The sequence below is a fragment of the Bacillus sp. 204(2023) genome (assembly GCF_037027505.1).
Lineage (GTDB): Bacteria > Bacillota > Bacilli > Bacillales > Bacillaceae > Bacillus > Bacillus subtilis.
In genome coordinates, this window is sequence record NZ_JAXCHE010000003.1 from 182,767 (window position 1) to 202,328 (window position 19,562).

Consider the following 19,562-nt stretch of genomic DNA (forward strand, 5'->3'; position numbering starts at 1 on the left):
TAAAAAATACAAGGCAGCAAAACATATGAAAAATAGGATTGGAGGAATAAACTGGATGAAACGAATAACCATCAACATCATCACAATGTTCATTGCAGCGGCTGTCATTTCTCTGACCGGTACAGCTGAGGCCGCTGAAAAACAGCAGCAGCCTCCCGCAAATGTTACACTGACAGATCAGCAAAAGAAAGAGATTGAACAACTGGAAGCAGAGATTCTTAAAAAGCGCAAAGACGTGATCTCAAAGTATGTACAATATGGTGTCCTGCCTAAAGAAAGAGGAGAACACATCAAAAATCACTTGGACAAACACTTTGAAATGATGAAACAAAACGGCTTTGTTCCAAAGCACCATCCTCATCCGCATAAATTTGAAAAAAGACATTAAAATGGTAAGCATCCAATGGGAATTGGGTGCTTTTTTATTGTTAAAAGTTACTGAATGAATTTTCCGAAAAAATATATCGCTTTTGTTGATTATATCTTACAATAAGATATAAATGGGGTGTATAATGATGGAAATGAATTTAATCTCTAAACTTAATCAGCAGTGGACAGATATTTATTATTTATTACATTATCAACATAAAGATAATATTTCTCACCAGGCAATACGGATTATGCAGCATATTGAAAAGCAAGGTGAGGCGACAATAGGAGCTTTGGCTGAATACTTGTCTGTCTCTCACAATACAGCGTCAGAGCATACTAAACGTTTGATTCAAAAGGGATTTATAGCTAAACGGCGAAGTCAACAGGATGAACGAAAAGTTTTAGTTTTCTTAACACAAGAAGGAAGATCTGTTCTTGAACAGCATACACAGCTAGATAAAGAGAAATTAAAAGAAATAATTGAACGAATGAGCACATCAGAAAAGGAATTACTTGAACAGGCATTTGAACTTTTAAGTAGGGAAGCTAAACAATGGCAGTTTTAAGTAAAGTAATCATCTCTGCGTTGATTATTGGTTTTGTTACTGAAATATCAAAAAGACATCCGACCTATGGCGGCATCATTGCTGCTTTGCCCTTGGTCAGTTTATTAAGCCTTTTTTGGATGCAAATACAAGGTGAAAAAACAGCTCAATTAAGTCAATTTGCATCTGGTGTGCTTACAGGAATCCCAGCTACAGTTTGTTTACTAGCTATTTTGGCTTTTTTGCTGAAAATTCATGTGCCGTTTTGGTTTGCATTATGTGTTGGAATACTAGGATGGGCTATGTTTTTATGGATGCAGAAGATCTTTCTCAATATATTATTTAACTGAGTATAGAAAGGAGATGCTATGTTTTTAAAAAAGGTTACTCTTCTTCGAGATAAGATTTTGGACTTTGACAGATTTCCTTTTACTATCCCTGCTATAAGTCAATTAAATGACATCTTATTTACTAGCCAAGTGACTTTTTTTGTGGGGGAAAATGGATCTGGAAAATCTACTTTGCTTGAAGCGATAGCAGATAAGTGTGAATTCAATACAGCGGGCGGAAGCCGAAATAATGTCTATGAATTACGGGAGTCAGATTCCCATTTAGGAGATTACATACGTTTATCTTGGCTTCCAAAGGTAACAAATGGCTTCTTCTTAAGGGCTGAATCGTTTTATCATCTTTCTCTTCATCTGGATGAGATGGAACTAGATGCTCCTCAGCCATACCGTTCCTATGGAGGGAGGCCGCTACACAATCAATCACATGGAGAGTCCTTTATGTCTCTATTCCGTCATCGTTTTAAAGAGAAAGCGATTTACCTTTTAGATGAGCCAGAAGCAGCACTTTCTCCAGCTAGACAATTAGCTTTTTTGAGAGTTATACATGATTTGGTGAAGGGCGGAAATGTACAGATGATCATTGCGACTCACTCCCCAATCCTACTGGGCTATCCCAATGCTAATATTTTAAGCTTTGATGGTGGAAGAATACATCATATTGAATATGAGAATACAGAGCATGTTCAATTAACTCGATATTTTCTTGGACATAGAGAAAAAATATTAGCTGAGCTGTTCCGCGACTAACATCGAGTTGATATGAAACGCGTTTCATAGCCTATGATAGGTTTATCAATAATTCAGGAGTGATAAACACTATGATCCACCAGCATCCAGAATCTTTTCCGAAACATTTTTTGTGGGGCTCTGCTTCTGCAGCGTACCAGATTGAAGGCGCTTGGAATGAAGATGGCAAGGGCCCCTCTGTTTGGGATGTGTTTACGAAAATACCGGGCAAAACGTTTAAAGGAACCAATGGCGACATTGCGGTTGACCATTATCACCGATTTAAAGAAGATGTCGCTCTGATGGCTGAGATGGGGTTAAAAGCATATCGATTTTCCGTCAACTGGCCACGGGTTTTTCCAAAAGGAAAAGGAGAGATCAATGAAGCAGGTCTAGCGTTTTACGATAGTCTGATTGATGAATTGCTTTCTCATCACATCGAGCCGGTTCTGACTTTATATCACTGGGATTTGCCTCAAGCGCTTATGGACGAATACGGCGGGTTTGAATCCAGAAACATCATAGAGGATTTTAATCACTACTGTATTACTCTTTATAAACGTTTTGGAGACAGGGTGAAATATTGGGTTACGTTAAACGAACAGAACTACAATTTTAATCACGGATTTATTACAGCCATGCATCCGCCTGGAGTGAAAGACAGAAAACGATTTTACGAAGCAAACCATATTGCGTTTCTGGCTAATGCAAAAGCCATCGAATCATTTAGAGAATATGTACCTGAAGGCAAAATAGGTCCTAGCTTTGCTTATTCTCCGGCTTACCCTTTATCAAGCCATCCAGAGGATATACTGGCATTTGAAAACGCCGAAGAATTTATGAACAATTGGTGGCTTGACATGTATTGCTGGGGAACCTACCCGCAAATTCCATTCCGCTACTTGGAAAAACAGGGATGGGCGCCGACAATTGAAGCAGGAGATATGGACCTGCTCGCCAAAGGGAAGCCTGATTTTGTAGGTGTCAATTATTATCAGACGATCACCTATGAACGAAATCCGCTTGATGGTGTGTCTGAAGGGAAAATGAATACGACAGGCCAAAAGGGAACTAATCAGGAGACGGGGATACCCGGAGTGTTCAAAACGAAAAAAAATCCGCATCTGACAACGAGCAACTGGGATTGGACAATTGACCCAATTGGGCTGCGTATCGGTCTTCGCCGAATTACAAGCCGCTATCAGCTTCCAGTGTTTATAACAGAGAACGGTTTGGGTGAATTTGATAAAGTTGAGGACGGCACTGTACAGGATGATTATCGAATTGATTATTTACGTTCGCATCTTGAGCAATGCAGACAAGCCATCAGTGACGGTGTCGATTTAATCGGCTATTGCAGCTGGTCGTTTACTGATCTGTTAAGCTGGCTGAACGGCTACCAAAAAAGATACGGATTTGTATATGTCAATCGTGATGAAGAAAGCACATCCGATTTAAAACGCTTGAAGAAAAAAAGCTTTTATTGGTATCAAGATGTCATCAAGACGAACGGAGAAAGTTTATAAAGAGTCCCTGAGAGTTATTCTCTCAGGGGTTTTTCATTACACAGAAACAGCATCAATAATATAAGTGTCGGCGTGCAAATCTGACATTTCAGCCGGCACAGTCCAGCATGTCAATTGATAGTCTCCTTTAGGCAGATCAAAGGACAGTCTTTTAGACATGATGCTTTCAATATGAATTCCGTTTTCTGTGACATGAAAAGGAACAGTCACTTTTTTTTCGTAGGAGCTTACTGTTTCTGAACTGTTCAGGCGCAAAAGAATAAAGGCCTTTGTATTTCGCTGTGCCTCAAAGGAAATGGCTCCGTCTGCCGCAGCATATCCTTTTTCAATCGCTTCGTCAGTCCAATCCATTACAGGAGGTGTAGAATCCTTTTGAAATACAGTAAATTGATGATATGAAATCGAAAGTTCTTGCGGCTTCCATGATTTGATCAATGTGCTGTTCCTCCTCTATGTACTGTTTACTGAATTGTGAATAAAACCTTTGTGCCGTCTGGGTAATCGGTAAGCTGATGCCCGACCCAAGAGCCTGCTCCGCGGTTGTCAGCGGGAGAAATGTATTCTACAGAAGCTCCCTCACCGCCTTCTTTGCACATGGCCATTGGCCATTCATCTCTGTCATACCCCTTTTTGGAAGGTACGTCCTTTAATGATTGCTCGCGGCGTTCTTCAGCTCCGTCTCTGTCAATAGTGCACACCTCTGAGTGGCCCTCATTTATCGCATCCTTAATATGCTTGGCCGTTTCGGGATAACGGTCAGAAGGAAAGGCGATTGTTTCATCATATTCTTTCGTTTGAGACGTTTTTTGATCAGCTGAGAAAAAGTCTCCTTTTATCAGGCCGACAGCTGCAGCTGCTATGATGACGATGACGAGAAGTATTGTTTTTATGATGTCCGTCGTGATGTTCACCTCCCGCTTTTAAAACTGACACAAGAGTAATCCAGAAAGCATTTGGTGTAAAGGTTTAAATTTTATGTTTTACGCTCAGTTTATTGCAGAAATCGTAATTTTAGCAGATCGAAATATTTGTTTTCAGCAAAATACGATTGCCAATTTACAATAATGATTGTAAGTCATCAGCCGTTTTCGGCTTGATTAATCATTTTAAATTGGCTTATGATACCGGTAAGCTCCTCAGCTAATTGAGAAAGTGTTTCAGAAGCTGCGGTAATCTCCTCCATTGCAGCAAATTGCTCCTCTGTTAATGCAGCCGCTTGCCGGGTATTTTTAGTAGATTCTTTAATGTCGGCCGTATTGGCTGCAAAGGAATCATTTATTTGATGTGCACTGGCTGAAATGTTTGTTACAGATGCTGATAAATCACTAATCTCGGCGCTGATTTCACCTGTTGCAGCTGCAATTTCCTTAAATGCATCTCTGGTGCGCTGGATCATGGTGACTCCTTCTGCAGCTTCTGTTTTCACATGCTCAACAGATCTTGCAGACCGGTTCATATCCTTTTGTATTTCTATGATCAGTTTTGAAATCTGCCCCGCGGACTGTTGAGACTCTTCTGCTAATTTCCGTACTTCATCAGCAACAACAGCAAAGCCTTTTCCTTGTTCACCGGCTCTAGCAGCTTCAATTGCTGCATTCAGCGCAAGCAGATTTGTCTGATCGGCAATTTGGGTGATGACCGATAAAATTTGCTCAATTTGTTTAGAGCGTCCGTCTAACTGGTGTATGATTTCTCCGCTTTTCTGAATTGACTGGTGAATCGCATCCATTTGCGCCTGTACATTTGCAATTTCCTTTTGCCCAATGTCTGCTTTTGATTGCGCGAGCTGCCCTTTGTCAGCGATAGCGGCAGTATTTGCAGAAATATCCCGGATGTCTGCTGAAGCTTGTTTTAATGAGCTTTCACTGTTTTCAATTCGGGTGATCTGATCTTGGGCTCCATTTGCAATCTGCTGTACAGCTTCTGTGATTTTTTCTGAAGCTTGATTTGTTTCCTCTGCTCCGGCTGAGAGCTGCTGAGAGGCTGACGCAAGCTGAAGGGCTGATTGTTGTACGGTTTGTATGGTATCGTTCAGCTTCATTCTCATCTTATTATAATAGACGCTTAGTTCTGAAAGCTCGTCACCGGTTTTGTCTGACACCTCTATTGTCATATCTCCGTTTCCGGCACTTTCAAAGGCGCTTTTTAAAGCGTTCAGCCGCTTGTTGATCTTTCTGGTGAAAACCAAGACAAGGATGACTGATACCATAATGACGATAACAAGAACGATAGCGAATTGAGTGAAAAGTGATTGTGTAAGTGATGCTAAAATACTTTGATTAGCTCCGGTATACAGCATGCCGATGATGTTCCCATTTTGATCTTTTAACGGCATGTATGCAGTCTGATAAGAAGAACCTGCTACATCTGCTTGTCCGTAAAAACGCTTTCCTTTCTTTAAAACAGCGGCGATAACTTCAGAAGAAGCCTGGGTGCCGACAGCTCTTTCGCCATTCTTCATGACATTGGTTGCAACACGAGTATCGCCTTGGAAAATGGTAATGGTATCACCTGTTTTTTCACCAAGCAGATCAACAATATCTTCATTTCCATTGATTTGTGTTTGCCCTTTATAGAGCTTATTGTTTTTCACCTGCCAGTCGCCTGACATGACATCATCAATATATGTGCTGCTTAAAGCGAGATCACCTTTCGCTTTTTCAGTTGCCATTTGTTTCATGCTTTCTGTAATTTCTTTAAGCATCACAGTGCCAACTGATGCCGAAAACAAAAGAATCACCACGAAAACGAGGCAAAGAATTTTAGTTCCTAGCTTCATCTTAAATCGTTTTATCAACATAATTCCTCCTTTTATGATTTATAGGTCATATTACTTATCGGGTTTTTGGGTTTAAAGTTTTATTTTTAAAAAAATAAAACCGGCCTAATTTTCAGGCCGGTTGTGTGATGCTATTCAAGGTTTGCGTGGTGAGTGAACATAGTTTCAGAATCGAGTCCTTTTTTCTCCATGAGTTTTAAAATCACTGCATCATAGAAGAGCAGCAAAGTTTGTTCAAATAATGATCCCATTGGCTAAATGGTTTTATAGCTTCCGTTAGACTGGTCTTTAGGAGAACCAGGCATTCTGATGATGAGGTCCGCTTGTTTTCCGATGCTTGATTCCGGATTGATGATTAAAGCGGCAACAATTCCGTGTAAGCTTTTTGCTTTTGCTGCGGTATGAATCAAGCTTTTTGTCTCGCCTGATCCTGAGCCGATAATAACTAGATCTCCTTCGCGGAGCGGCGGAGTGAGAATCTCACCGACAATATGGGCGTTGAAGCCCATGTGCATCAATCTCATTGCGAAGGATTTTGCCATCAGGCCAGTCCGCCCCGCACCCGCGGTGAAAATTTGGCGGGACGAAAGAATGTGATCGGCAAGCTGGTCAGCTTCTTTATCAGAAATATAAGCCGCTGAACGGTGTAACTCATTGAGAATTTCCGTTACGTATTCAGTCGTTTTCATCTGATTTATCCTTGGGCAATAAGCTGCTTCATTTTTGAAGCTGTTTCTGCCTTATCAGCTGCGCTTGTAATTCCGCCCCCGACAATGACAAGGTCAGGCTTTTGCTGGATCACTTCTGGCAGTGTATCAAGTTTGATGCCGCCCGCGATTGCGGTTTTTGCGTTTTTTACGGTGTTTTTGATTGTCGTTAATTCTTCGAAAGAGTTTTTGCCCTCTGCTTGAAGATCGTAGCCAGTGTGGACGCAGATGTAGTCAACACCGAGTGCGTCAATTTCTTTCGCACGGGATTCGATATCTTTCACGTTAATCATGTCCACTAAGATTTTCTTCTTTTGTTTTTTGGCTTCTTCTACTGCGCCTTTAATCGTTGCATCGTCTGTAGCCCCTAAAACGGTGATGATGTCAGCTCCTGCTTCCGACGCTTTCATAATTTCGTAGCCTCCGGCATCCATGATTTTCAGGTCTGCAAGAACCTTCAATTGAGGAAATGCTTCTTTTATTTCTTTAACGGCTCTTAGGCCTTCATTGATGACGACCGGTGTTCCGATTTCAACTACGTCGATGTATTGTTCTACCTCTTTGACGAGCTCAATGGCTTCTGGGATGTTGACGAGGTCTAATGCAAGCTGTAATTCCATTGTTGATCCACTCCCTTTTTCGAATTATTGTTCATTCTATAGGTTCCTTCTTTTGTTGAGAAGTAGGCACTTTAAAGTCAACAAGTTACTTGGAGGATACTGTGAGGAGAGACAATCAGATTTCTTTCGCTTGATTTTATGAGTGAGTATAATGAAAAAAGAGTCTGCAAAAAAGTAAGTAAGTGATGATACGTATCTAACATACAAAAAGGTTACTAAGGGGGGATTCTATTGAGCCGGATGGACGACAAAAGGTTTAATTGTGAGAAGGAATTAACGCTTGCAGTGATTGGCGGTAAATGGAAAATGCTCATTTTGTGGCATTTAGGAAAAGAAGGCACAAAACGGTTCAATGAATTAAAAACATTGATTCCTGATATTACGCAGAAGATCCTCGTGAATCAGCTGAGAGAGCTTGAGCAGGATATGATTGTTCACAGGGAAGTGTATCCGGTTGTCCCGCCGAAGGTTGAATATTCTCTGACCCCGCATGGAGAAAGCCTCATGCCTATTCTTGAAGCCATGTATGAGTGGGGGAAAGGCTATATGGAATTGATTGATATCGACAAAAATGTCATGAAAGAATCGTTGTAAGACGCTCTTCGCAAGGGTGTCTTTTTTTTGCCTTTTTTTCGGTTTTGCGCGGTACACATAGTCATGTAAAGATTGTAAATTGCATTCAGCAATAAAAAAAGATTGAACGCAGCAGTTTGGTTTAAAAATTTTTATTTTTCTGTAAATAATGTTTAGTGGAAATGATTGCGGCATCCCGCAAAAATATCCCTGTAAATAAACTGGAATCTTTCGGCATCCCGCATGAAACTTTTCACCCATTTTTCGGTGATAAAAACATTTTTTTCATTTAAAGTGAACGGTAGTAAGATAAAAAATATTGAAAACAATGAATAAATAGCCAAAATTGTTTCCTATTAGGATGGGGGATGTTGCGGTCTTTATCCGCTTATGTTAAACGCCGCAATGCTGACTGACGGCTGCCCGTTTTAATAGCGGCAATCTGTTTTTTTGTTTGGAAGCACTGCTTTTTAAGTGTAGTACTTTGGGCTATTTCGGTTGTTAGTTCATAAGAATTAAAAGCTGATATGGATAAAAAAGAGAAAATGCTCTGCACAAGTTCACTGCTTATGAAGACTAGGGGAGGTATGAAAATATGGAAATAACTTTTTATCCTTTAACGGATGCACAAAAACGAATTTGGTATACAGAAAAATTCTATCCTCACACAAGTATTTCAAACCTTGCGGGGATTGGTAAGCTGGTTTCAGCTGATGCGATTGATTATGTGCTTGTTGAGCAGGCGATTCAAGAGTTTATTCGCAGAAATGACGCCATGCGCCTTCGGCTGCGGCTCGATGAAAACGGAGAGCCTGTTCAATATATTAGCGAGTATCGGCCTGTTGATATAAAACATACTGACACTACTGGAGATCCGAATGCGATAGAGTCTATTTCACAATGGAGCTGGGAGGAAACGAAAAAACCCTTGCCGCTGTACGATTGTGATTTGTTCCGTTTTTCCTTGTTCACCATAAAGGAAAATGAAGTGTGGTTTTACGCAAATGTTCATCACGTGATTTCTGATGGCATCTCCATGAATATTCTCGGGAATGCGATCATGCACATTTATTTAGAATTAGCCAGCGGCTCAGAGACAAAAGAAGGAATCTCGCATTCATTTATCGATCATGTTTTATCTGAACAGGAATATGCTCAATCGAAGCGGTTTGAAAAGGACAAGGCGTTTTGGAACAAGCAATTTGAATCGGTGCCTGAACTTGTTTCCCTGAAACGGAATGCTTCCGCAGGAGGAAGTTTAGATGCTGAGAGGTTCTCTAAAGATGTGCCTGAAGCGCTTCATCAGCAGATTCTATCGTTTTGTGAGGCGAATAAAGTCAGTGTTCTTTCGGTATTTCAATCGCTGCTCGCCGCCTATTTGTACAGGGTCAGCGGCCAGAATGATGTTGTGACGGGAACCTTTATGGGCAACCGGACAAATGCGAAAGAGAAGCAGATGCTTGGCATGTTTGTTTCTACGGTTCCGCTTCGGACAAACATTGACGGCGGGCAGGCGTTTTCAGAATTTGTCAAAGACCGGATGAAGGATCTCATGAAGACACTCCGCCACCAAAAGTACCCGTATAATCTCCTGATCAACGATTTGCGTGAAACAAAGAGCTCTCTGACCAAGCTGTTTACTGTTTCTCTTGAATATCAGGTGATGCAGTGGCAAAAAGAAGAGGACCTTGCCTTTTTGACTGAGCCGATTTTCAGCGGCAGCGGATTAAATGATGTCTCGATCCATGTGAAGGATCGATGGGATACTGGGAAACTCACCATCGATTTTGATTACCGCACTGATTTATTTTCACGTGAAGAAATCAACATGATTTGTGAGCGCATGATTACGATGCTGGAGAACGCGTTAACGCATCCAGAACATACAATTGATGAATTAACGATGATTTCTGATGCGGAGAAAGAGAAGCTGCTTGCGAGGGCCGGCGGTGAATCTGTGAGCTACCGTAAGGACATGACGATCCCGGAACTGTTCCAAGAAAAGGCTGAGCAGCTTTCAGATCATCCAGCGGTTGTATTTGAAGGTCGTACATTGTCCTATCGAATGTTACATGAACAATCCGCACACATCGCCAATGTGCTGAAACAGAAAGGGGTTGGCCTGGACAGTCCTGTTGCGGTTTTGATTGAACGTTCTGAACGGATGATTACAGCTATCATGGGGATTTTAAAAGCCGGCGGAGCCTATGTGCCGATTGATCCGGGTTTTCCTGCTGAGCGCATTCAATATATTTTGGAGGACTGCGGGGCGGACTTCATCCTGACTGAATCGAAGGTTGCGGCGCCTGAAGCCGATGCTGAGCTGATTGACTTAGATCAGGCGATTGAGGAAGGTGCAGAAGAAAGCCTGAATGCAGATGTGAACGCTCGGAACCTTGCCTACATTATTTACACATCGGGAACAACCGGACGCCCGAAAGGCGTTATGATCGAGCATCGCCAGGTTCATCATTTGGTTGAATCTCTGCAGCAGACGATTTATCAAAGCGGCAGCCAAACCCTGCGGATGGCATTGCTTGCGCCGTTCCACTTTGATGCGTCAGTGAAGCAGATCTTCGCGTCGCTTCTTTTGGGCCAAACCCTTTATATCGTACCGAAGAAAACAGTGACGAACGGGACCGCCCTTACTGCATATTATCGGAGAAACAGCATTGAGGCGACGGATGGAACACCGGCTCATTTGCAAATGCTGGCAGCAGCGGGCGATTTTGAAGGCCTAAAACTGAAGCACATGCTGATCGGAGGAGAAGGCCTGTCATCTGTTGTTGCGGACAAGCTGCTGAAGCTGTTTAAAGAAGCCGGCACAGCGCCGCGTTTGACTAATGTGTACGGGCCGACTGAAACGTGCGTTGACGCGTCTGTTCATCCGGTTATCCCTGAGAATGCAGTTCAATCAGCGTATGTGCCGATCGGGAAAGCGCTGGGGAATAACCGCTTATATATTTTGGATCAAAAAGGCCGGCTGCAGCCTGAAGGCGTGGCGGGTGAGCTTTATATCGCGGGAGACGGTGTGGGCCGAGGCTATTTGCATTTGCCTGAATTAACGGAAGAGAAGTTTTTACAAGATCCATTCGTGCCGGGCGATCGCATGTACCGGACCGGGGACGTAGTGCGCTGGCTTCCAGATGGAACAATCGAATATTTAGGCAGAGAGGATGACCAGGTCAAAGTCCGCGGATACCGGATTGAGCTTGGGGAAATTGAAGCCGTGATTCAGCAGGCGCCAGACGTTGCAAAAGCCGTTGTTTTGGCACGCCCTGACGAACAGGGAAATCTTGAGGTTTGCGCATATGTTGTGCAGAAGCCTGGAAGCGAATTTGCGCCAGCCGGCTTGAGGGAGCATGCGGCCAGACAGCTTCCTGACTATATGGTGCCGGCTTACTTTACAGAAGTGACAGAAATTCCGCTTACGCCAAGCGGCAAAGTCGACCGCCGCAAGCTGTTTGCACTAGAGGTGAAGGCTGTCAGCGGCACTGCCTATACAGCGCCGCGAAATGAGACTGAAAAAGCAATCGCAGCCATTTGGCAGGACGTGCTGAACGTTGAGAAGGCGGGGATTTTTGACAATTTCTTTGAAACGGGCGGGCATTCATTGAAGGCCATGACCCTTTTAACAAAGATTCATAAGGAAACAGGCATCGAGATTCCGCTTCAATTTTTGTTTGAGCATCCGACGATTGCGGCTCTTGCAGAGGAAGCTGATCACAGAGAAAGCCGGGCATTTTCGGTGATTGAACCTGCTGAAAAACAGGAGCATTATCCGCTTTCTCTGGCACAGCAGCGAACATATATCGTCAGCCAGTTCGAGGATGCGGGAGTCGGATACAACATGCCGGCAGCAGCAATTCTGGAAGGGCCTTTAGATATTCAAAAGCTGGAGTGCGCATTTCAGGGGTTAATCCGACGCCACGAGTCATTGAGAACATCATTTGTTCTTGAAAACAGCACGCCGAGACAGAAAATTCACGATAGCGTTGATTTTAACATCGAAATGATTGAAAGAGGCGGCCGCTCAGATGAGGCAATTATGGCTTCATTCGTTCGGACATTTGATTTGGCGAAAGCTCCGCTGTTCAGAATCGGTTTGCTGGGGCTTGAAGAGAACCGTCATATGCTGCTGTTTGACATGCACCATTTGATTTCTGACGGTGTATCCATTGGCATTATGCTGGAGGAGTTAGCACGCATTTATAAAGGCGAACAGCTTCCTGATCTTCGTCTCCAGTATAAGGACTACGCTGTATGGCAAAGCAGACAGGCTGCTGAAGGGTACAAGAAGGACCAGGCTTATTGGAAGGAAGTCTTTGCAGGCGAGCTCCCGGTGCTTCAGCTTCTGTCCGATTACCCAAGACCGCCTGTTCAAAGCTTTGAAGGGGATCGGGTGTCAATCAAGCTGGATGCGGGGGTAAAGGATCGCCTCAATCGTTTGGCTGAACAAAACGGCGCCACTTTATATATGGTGATGCTGTCCGCTTACTATACGCTTTTGTCAAAGTATACGGGGCAGGATGACATCATTGTCGGGACACCGTCAGCGGGCAGAAATCACTCCGATACAGAGGGCATTATCGGGATGTTCGTCAATACGCTTGCGATTCGCAGTGAGGTGAAGCAGGATGAGACGTTTACCCAATTGATTTCGCGTGTCCGCAAACGGGTGCTGAATGCTTTTTCTCATCAGGACTATCCGTTTGAGTGGCTTGTTGAAGATTTGAACATCCCGCGTGATGTTAGCAGGCATCCGCTGTTTGACACGATGTTCAGCCTTCAAAACGCGACAGAGGGCATTCCGGCTGTCGGCGATCTGTCCTTGTCTGTTCATGAGACCAATTTCAAGATTGCCAAATTTGATTTGACGGTGCAGGCAAGAGAAACCGATGAAGGCATTGAGCTTGATTTGGACTACAGCACGAAGCTGTTTAAACAAAGCACGGCAGACAGTGTGCTTACGCATTTTGCGCGTTTGCTTGAAGATGTTGCTGCTGAGCCTGAGAAACAGATTTCTGAGTACAAACTTCTTTCCGAAGAGGAGGCTGCTTCGCAAATTCAGCAGTTTAACCCGGGCAGAACACCTTATCCTAAAGATAAAACAATTGTTCAGCTGTTTGAGGAGCAAGCGGCGAATACGCCAGACCACACTGCGCTTCAATATGAAGGCGAATCACTCACTTATCGTGAACTGAATGAACGGGCCAATCGTTTAGCCCGCGGCATTCTTTCTCTTGGAGCTGGCGAAGGCAGAACTGCGGCTGTCTTATGCGAGCGGTCAATGGATATGATTGTGTCGATCTTGGCAGTATTAAAATCAGGTTCGGCTTATGTTCCGATCGATCCGGAACATCCGATTCAGCGGATGCAGCATTTCTTCCGTGACAGCGGAGCAAAGGTGCTTCTCACTCAGAGGAAATTAAAGGCTTTGGCGGAAGAAGCGGAATTTAAGGGCGTTATCGTGCTAGCCGATGAGGAAGAAAGCTATCATGCCGATGCGCGAAATCTCGCACTGCCTCTTGATTCTGCGGCAATGGCCAACCTGACGTATACTTCTGGAACGACTGGAACACCTAAGGGGAATATCGTGACACATGCCAATATTCTCCGCACGGTGAAGGAAACGAATTATCTCAGCATTACAGAACAGGATACGATTCTCGGTCTTTCCAATTACGTGTTTGACGCGTTTATGTTCGATATGTTCGGCTCTTTGTTAAACGGAGCCAAGCTGGTGCTGATACCGAAAGAAACCGTTTTGGACATGGCTCGTCTGTCCCGCGTCATTGAACGGGAGAACATCAGCATTCTCATGATTACAACCGCTTTGTTCCACTTGCTTGTGGACTTGAATCCGGCGTGCTTGTCAACGCTTCGCAAGATTATGTTTGGCGGGGAACGGGCTTCGGTTGAGCATGTCAGAAAAGCTTTGCAAACGGTTGGAAAGGGCAAGCTCCTTCACATGTATGGACCGTCTGAAAGCACGGTTTTCGCGACGTATCATCCGGTTGATGAATTGGAGGAGCACACGCTGTCTGTTCCGATTGGAAAACCGGTCAGCAATACGGAAGTATACATTCTTGACCGTACGGGACACGTGCAGCCTGCCGGGATTGCCGGAGAGCTTTGCGTCAGCGGTGAAGGACTCGTGAAAGGCTATTATAACCGTCCAGAACTGACTGAGGAGAAATTTGTTCCCCATCCGTTTACATCCGGCGAACGCATGTATAAAACGGGAGACCTTGCGAGATGGCTGCCGAATGGCGACATCGAATTTATCGGGCGAATCGACCATCAGGTGAAGATTCGCGGACAGCGCATCGAGCTTGGAGAAATCGAACATCAGCTGCAAACCCATGATCGTGTTCAGGAAAGTGTTGTGCTTGCCGTTGATCAAGGAGCGGGAGATAAACTGTTGTGCGCTTACTATGTCGGAGAGGGAGACATCTCATCACAAGAGATGAGAGAGCATGCTGCGAAGGACTTGCCGGCATATATGGTTCCTGCGGTGTTTATCCAAATGGACGAGCTGCCGCTGACAGGGAACGGAAAAATTGACCGGAGAGCGCTGCCGATTCCTGATGCCAACGTTTCAAGAGGTGTTTCATATGTTGCGCCACGCAATGAAATGGAACAAAAAGTCGCAGACATTTGGGCACAGGTGCTTCAGGCTGAACAAGTCGGCGCTTATGACCACTTCTTTGACATTGGCGGACATTCATTAGCAGGCATGAAGATGCTTGCCTTGGTTCATCAGGAACTGGGCGTTGAGCTGTCACTCAAGGATCTCTTCCAGTCACCGACGGTTGAGGGCTTGGCACAGGTGATTGCCTCTGCTGAAAAAGGGACAGCCGCAAGTATCAGCCCGGCAGAGAAACAAGATACGTATCCTGTTTCTTCACCGCAAAAACGGATGTACGTGCTTCAGCAGCTTGAGGATGCGCAAACGAGCTATAACATGCCGGCGGTTCTGCGCCTGACAGGTGAGCTTGATGTTGAAAGGCTTAACAGCGTCATGCAGCAGTTAATGCAGCGTCATGAAGCCTTGAGAACCACGTTTGAAATAAAAGATGGAGAAACGGTGCAGCGGATCTGGGAAGAGGCTGAGTGTGAGATAGCCTATTTCGAAGCCCCGGAAGAAGAGACAGAGCGGATCGTTTCTGAGTTTATTAAGCCTTTCAAAATAGACCAACTTCCACTGTTCAGAATAGGGCTTATCAAGCATTCAGACACTGAGCATGTGCTGCTGTTCGATATGCATCATATTATTTCTGACGGTGCATCTGTCGGTGTGCTGATTGAGGAGCTTTCAAAGCTGTACGACGGAGAAACCCTTGAGCCGCTCCGTATTCAATATAAGGATTATGCCGTGTGGCAGCAGCAGTTCATTCAGTCTGAGCTTTACAAGAAGCAAGAAGAGCATTGGCTGGAGGAGCTGGACGGAGAGCTGCCGGTGCTGACGCTTCCGACTGATTACAGTCGGCCTGCCGTTCAAACATTTGAGGGAGACCGCATTGCATTTTCATTAGAAGCAGGCAAAGCTGATGCTCTGCGCAGGCTTGCAAAAGAAACGGATTCCACGCTTTACATGGTGCTTTTGGCTTCATACAGTGCATTTTTATCAAAACTTAGCGGGCAAGACGATATCATCGTCGGTTCACCTGTGGCCGGACGATCTCAAGCGGACGTCAGCCGCGTCATCGGAATGTTCGTCAATACATTGGCGCTGCGCACGTATCCGGAGGGTGAAAAGACGTTTGCTGACTATCTTAACGAAGTGAAAGAAACGGCACTCAGCGCTTTTGATGCGCAGGATTACCCGCTTGAGGATTTGATCGGAAATGTTCAGGTTCAGCGTGACACAAGCAGAAATCCGTTATTCGATGTAGTTTTTTCAATGCAAAATGCGAATATAAAGGATTTAACAATGAAAGGGATTCAGCTTGAGCCGCATCCGTTTGAACGGAAAACAGCCAAGTTTGACCTCACGCTGACGGCTGACGAAACCGACGGAGGGCTTACATTCGTACTCGAATACAATACAGCTCTGTTTAAGCAGGAAACGATTGAACGATGGAAGCAATATTGGATGGAGCTTTTAGATGCAGTTACTGGGAACCCGAACCAGCCGCTTTCCAGCCTGTCACTGGTCACCGAGACAGAAAAGCAAGCGCTTCTTGAGGCATGGAAGGGCAAAGCGCTGCCTGTGCCGACAGACAAAACGGTTCATCAGCTATTCGAAGAGACTGTCCAGCGCCACAAAGACTGTCCGGCTATCACATACAACGGCCAGTCTTGGACGTACGGCGAGCTGAATGCGAAGGCAAACCGTCTCGCGCGGATTCTGATGGACTGCGGCATCAGCCCGGATGACCGCGTCGGCATTCTCACGAAGCCGTCGCTTGAAATGTCCGCCGCGGTGCTCGGCGTCTTGAAAGCCGGAGCGGCGTTTGTGCCGATTGATCCTGACTACCCGGATCAGCGGATTGAGTATATTTTACAGGACAGCGGCGCGAAGCTTCTCTTGAAGCAAGAGGGGATTTCAGTGCCGGACAGCTATACGGGAGATGTCATTCTTCTCGACGGAAGCCGCACGATTCTAAGCCTGCCGCTTGATGAAAACGACGAGGGAAATCCAGAGACGGCTGTAACTGCGGAGAACTTGGCGTACATGATTTACACGTCTGGAACGACCGGACAGCCGAAGGGTGTCATGGTCGAGCACCATGCGCTTGTGAACCTGTGCTTCTGGCACCACGACGCGTTCAGCATGACAGCGGAGGACCGCAGTGCGAAGTACGCAGGTTTTGGATTTGACGCTTCCATTTGGGAGATGTTCCCGACCTGGACGATCGGTGCCGAACTTCACGTCATTGATGAAGCGATCCGCCTCGATATCGTCCGCCTGAACGATTATTTTGAAACGAACGGCATAACGATCACGTTCCTGCCGACACAGCTTGCGGAACAGTTCATGGAGCTTGAGAACACATCACTTCGCGTATTGCTTACTGGAGGAGACAAGCTGAAGCGCGCAGTGAAAAAGCCGTACACACTCGTCAATAACTACGGGCCGACAGAAAATACGGTCGTTGCCACAAGCGCAGAAATCCATCCGGAGGAAGGCTCGCTTTCCATCGGACGGGCCATTGCCAATACGAGAGTATACATCCTCGGCGAGGGCAATCAGGTGCAGCCGGAAGGCGTAGCCGGAGAGCTTTGCGTGGCGGGGCGCGGACTGGCACGAGGCTATCTGAATCGAGAAGACGAAACCGCGAAGCGGTTTGTCGCTGATCCGTTTGTGCCTGGTGAGCGCATGTACCGCACCGGCGATTTGGTGAAATGGACGGGCGGCGGCATCGAATACATCGGCCGGATCGACCAGCAGGTCAAGGTCCGCGGCTACCGGATCGAGCTCTCAGAAATTGAAGTCCAGCTCGCCCAGCTTTCTGAGGTGCAGGATGCGGCGGTAACAGCTGTCAAAGATAAAGGCGGCAATACAGCAATCGCGGCGTATGTCACACCGGAAACAGCTGATATAGAAGCGCTGAAATCAGCACTGAAGGAAACCCTGCCGGATTACATGATCCCGGCGTTCTGGGTGACGCTGAACGAGCTTCCGGTTACGGCAAACGGCAAAGTGGACCGCAAAGCCTTGCCTGAGCCGGACATCGAAGCGGGAAGCGGAGAATACAAAGCGCCAACGACCGACATGGAAGAGCTGCTTGCCGGCATCTGGCAGGACGTGCTTGGAATGGCTGAAGTCGGTGTCACCGACAATTTCTTCTCGCTTGGCGGAGATTCCATCAAAGGAATTCAAATGGCGAGCCGCTTGAATCAGCACGGCTGGAAGCTGGAAATGAAAGATCTCTTCCAGCATCCGACGATCGAAGAGCTTACCCAATATGTAGAGCGTGCCGAAGGCAAACAGGCAGACCAAGGCCCGGTAGAGGGCGAAGTCATCCTGACGCCGATCCAGCGCTGGTTCTTTGAAAAGAACTTCACGAACAAGCACCACTGGAACCAATCGGTGATGCTTCACGCCAAAAAGGGCTTTGATCCTGAACGGGTGGAGAAAACATTGCAGGCGCTGATCGAGCATCATGACGCGCTCCGTATTGTCTATCGTGAGGGACAGGAAGACGTCGTTCAATACAACAGAGGACTTGAAGCCTCTTCCGCTCAATTGGAGGTCATCCAGATTGAGGGCCAAGCTGCAGATTACGAAGACCGTATAGAGAGAGAAGCTGAGCGTTTGCAAAGCAGCATCGACTTGCAGGAAGGCGGCTTGTTAAAAGCAGGCTTGTTCCAAGCGGAAGACGGAGACCACTTGCTTCTTGCCATTCACCACTTAGTGGTTGACGGCGTGTCGTGGCGGATTTTACTGGAGGATTTCGCCGCGGTATATACACAGCTTGAGCAAGGCAATGAACCGGTTCTTCCGCAGAAAACACATTCATTTGCAGAGTATGCAGAGAGATTGCAAGACTTCGCGAACTCCAAAGCCTTTTTGAAAGAAAAAGAGTATTGGAGACAGCTTGAAGAACAAGCAGTCGCGGCAAAGCTTCCGAAAGACCGCGAATCTGGTGATCAGCGAATGAAACATACAAAGACAATTGACTTCTCGCTGACTGCTGAAGAGACAGAACAGCTCACCACAAAGGTGCATGAGGCATATCACACAGAAATGAATGATATTTTGCTGACGGCATTCGGATTGGCAATGAAGGAGTGGACGGGTCAGGATCGAGTAAGTGTTCATTTAGAGGGGCATGGACGTGAAGAAATCATAGAAGATCTGACCATTTCCCGCACAGTCGGCTGGTTTACAAGTATGTACCCAATGGTGCTCGATATGAAGCATGCGGATGATCTGGGCTACCAGCTGAAGCAAATGAAAGAAGATATCAGACATGTGCCGAATAAGGGAGTCGGATACGGCATTCTGCGCTATCTGACGGCACCGGAACATAAAGAAGATGTGGCGTTCTCGATTCAGCCGGATGTCAGCTTCAACTATTTAGGTCAGTTTGACGAAATGTCGGATGCAGGTTTGTTTACGAGATCAGAGCTGCCATCAGGACAGTCATTAAGCCCTGAAACAGAAAAACCGAATGCGCTGGATGTTGTCGGATATATCGAAAACGGAAAACTGACGATGTCACTGGCCTATCATTCTCTTGAATTTCATGAAAAAACAGTACAAACATTCAGTGACAGCTTTAAAGCGCATCTTCTCAGAATCATTGAACATTGCCTATCTCAAGACGGTACGGAACTGACCCCGAGTGATCTTGGTGACGACGATTTGACGCTGGATGAGCTGGATAAATTAATGGAAATTTTCTAATAGAG

11 protein-coding genes and 1 pseudogene are annotated in these 19,562 nt (G+C 45.6%); 7 read left to right on the forward strand and 5 right to left on the reverse strand.

Annotated features, from left to right (window positions below; all coding sequences use genetic code 11):
• Positions 1-55: 55 nt before the first annotated feature.
• From WA279_RS08230 to bglC, 5 genes are all read left to right on the forward strand, one after another.
• The gene (locus WA279_RS08230; RefSeq protein ID WP_021481829.1) at positions 56-388 is read left to right on the forward strand and encodes a YckD family protein; all 333 of its coding nucleotides are present in this window, start codon (positions 56-58) and stop codon (positions 386-388) included.
• Between the two features lie 127 nt (positions 389-515).
• Positions 516-938 (forward strand): MarR family winged helix-turn-helix transcriptional regulator, encoded by a 423-nt coding sequence (locus tag WA279_RS08235; protein ID WP_174223465.1) that lies wholly within the window; start codon positions 516-518, stop codon positions 936-938.
• Positions 926-1,267: a DUF3147 family protein gene (locus tag WA279_RS08240; protein ID WP_032724911.1), complete on the forward strand. Its 342-nt coding sequence runs from the start codon at positions 926-928 to the stop codon at positions 1,265-1,267. The genes WA279_RS08235 and WA279_RS08240 overlap by 13 nt, the downstream gene beginning before the upstream one ends.
• Before the next feature lie 18 nt (positions 1,268-1,285).
• A complete protein-coding gene (locus WA279_RS08245) occupies positions 1,286-2,014 on the forward strand; it encodes an AAA family ATPase (protein WP_336155004.1) in 729 nt (242 codons plus the stop codon).
• Between the two features lie 71 nt (positions 2,015-2,085).
• Positions 2,086-3,519, forward strand: a complete 1,434-nt coding sequence (gene bglC / locus WA279_RS08250; protein ID WP_336155006.1) for a 6-phospho-beta-glucosidase — start codon at positions 2,086-2,088, stop codon at positions 3,517-3,519.
• Between the two features lie 36 nt (positions 3,520-3,555).
• Here bglC and nin read toward each other — a convergent pair whose 3' ends face one another.
• The 5 genes and pseudogenes from nin to hxlA form a co-directional block, all read right to left on the reverse strand.
• Complete coding sequence (gene nin / locus WA279_RS08255) at positions 3,556-3,954, reverse strand: DNA-entry nuclease inhibitor (RefSeq protein WP_015715226.1); 399 nt, start codon at positions 3,952-3,954, stop codon at positions 3,556-3,558.
• Positions 3,955-3,980: 26 nt separating this feature from the next.
• Positions 3,981-4,430: a DNA-entry nuclease gene (gene nucA / locus WA279_RS08260; protein ID WP_014475770.1), complete on the reverse strand. Its 450-nt coding sequence runs from the start codon at positions 4,428-4,430 to the stop codon at positions 3,981-3,983.
• Between the two features lie 167 nt (positions 4,431-4,597).
• Complete coding sequence (tlpC, locus tag WA279_RS08265) at positions 4,598-6,319, reverse strand: methyl-accepting chemotaxis protein TlpC (RefSeq protein ID WP_003246498.1); 1,722 nt, start codon at positions 6,317-6,319, stop codon at positions 4,598-4,600.
• 110 nt (positions 6,320-6,429) lie between these two features.
• Positions 6,430-6,987, reverse strand: a pseudogene (hxlB, locus tag WA279_RS08270) (6-phospho-3-hexuloisomerase).
• A 5-nt stretch (positions 6,988-6,992) separates the two neighbouring features.
• Positions 6,993-7,625, reverse strand: coding sequence for a 3-hexulose-6-phosphate synthase (gene hxlA, locus WA279_RS08275; RefSeq protein ID WP_063336040.1), 633 nt, complete (start codon positions 7,623-7,625; stop codon positions 6,993-6,995).
• 231 nt (positions 7,626-7,856) lie between these two features.
• On the opposite strand from hxlA, the gene hxlR reads away from it, so the two are divergent.
• Together hxlR and srfAA are read left to right on the forward strand one after the other, a co-directional pair.
• Entirely contained in the window at positions 7,857-8,219 is a 363-nt protein-coding gene (gene hxlR / locus WA279_RS08280; RefSeq protein ID WP_003246265.1) for a transcriptional activator HxlR, read from the forward strand.
• A 574-nt stretch (positions 8,220-8,793) separates the two neighbouring features.
• On the forward strand, positions 8,794-19,557 hold the full coding sequence (gene srfAA, locus WA279_RS08285; protein WP_336155011.1) for a surfactin non-ribosomal peptide synthetase SrfAA: 10,764 nt from the start codon (positions 8,794-8,796) through the stop codon (positions 19,555-19,557).
• Positions 19,558-19,562 lie beyond the last annotated feature (5 nt).

Excerpts from the sequence above, each read along its gene's own strand:
- WA279_RS08230 (WP_021481829.1), top strand. The coding sequence starts at position 56 with ATGAAACGAATAACCATCAACATCATCACAATGTTCATTGCAGCGGCT.
- WA279_RS08235 (WP_174223465.1), top strand. The coding sequence starts at position 516 with ATGGAAATGAATTTAATCTCTAAACTTAATCAGCAGTGGACAGATATT.
- WA279_RS08240 (WP_032724911.1), top strand. The coding sequence starts at position 926 with ATGGCAGTTTTAAGTAAAGTAATCATCTCTGCGTTGATTATTGGTTTT.
- WA279_RS08245 (WP_336155004.1), top strand. The coding sequence starts at position 1,286 with ATGTTTTTAAAAAAGGTTACTCTTCTTCGAGATAAGATTTTGGACTTT.
- bglC (WP_336155006.1), top strand. The coding sequence starts at position 2,086 with ATGATCCACCAGCATCCAGAATCTTTTCCGAAACATTTTTTGTGGGGC.
- tlpC (WP_003246498.1), bottom strand. The coding sequence starts at position 6,319 with ATGTTGATAAAACGATTTAAGATGAAGCTAGGAACTAAAATTCTTTGC.
- hxlA (WP_063336040.1), bottom strand. The coding sequence starts at position 7,625 with ATGGAATTACAGCTTGCATTAGACCTCGTCAACATCCCAGAAGCCATT.
- srfAA (WP_336155011.1), top strand. The coding sequence starts at position 8,794 with ATGGAAATAACTTTTTATCCTTTAACGGATGCACAAAAACGAATTTGG.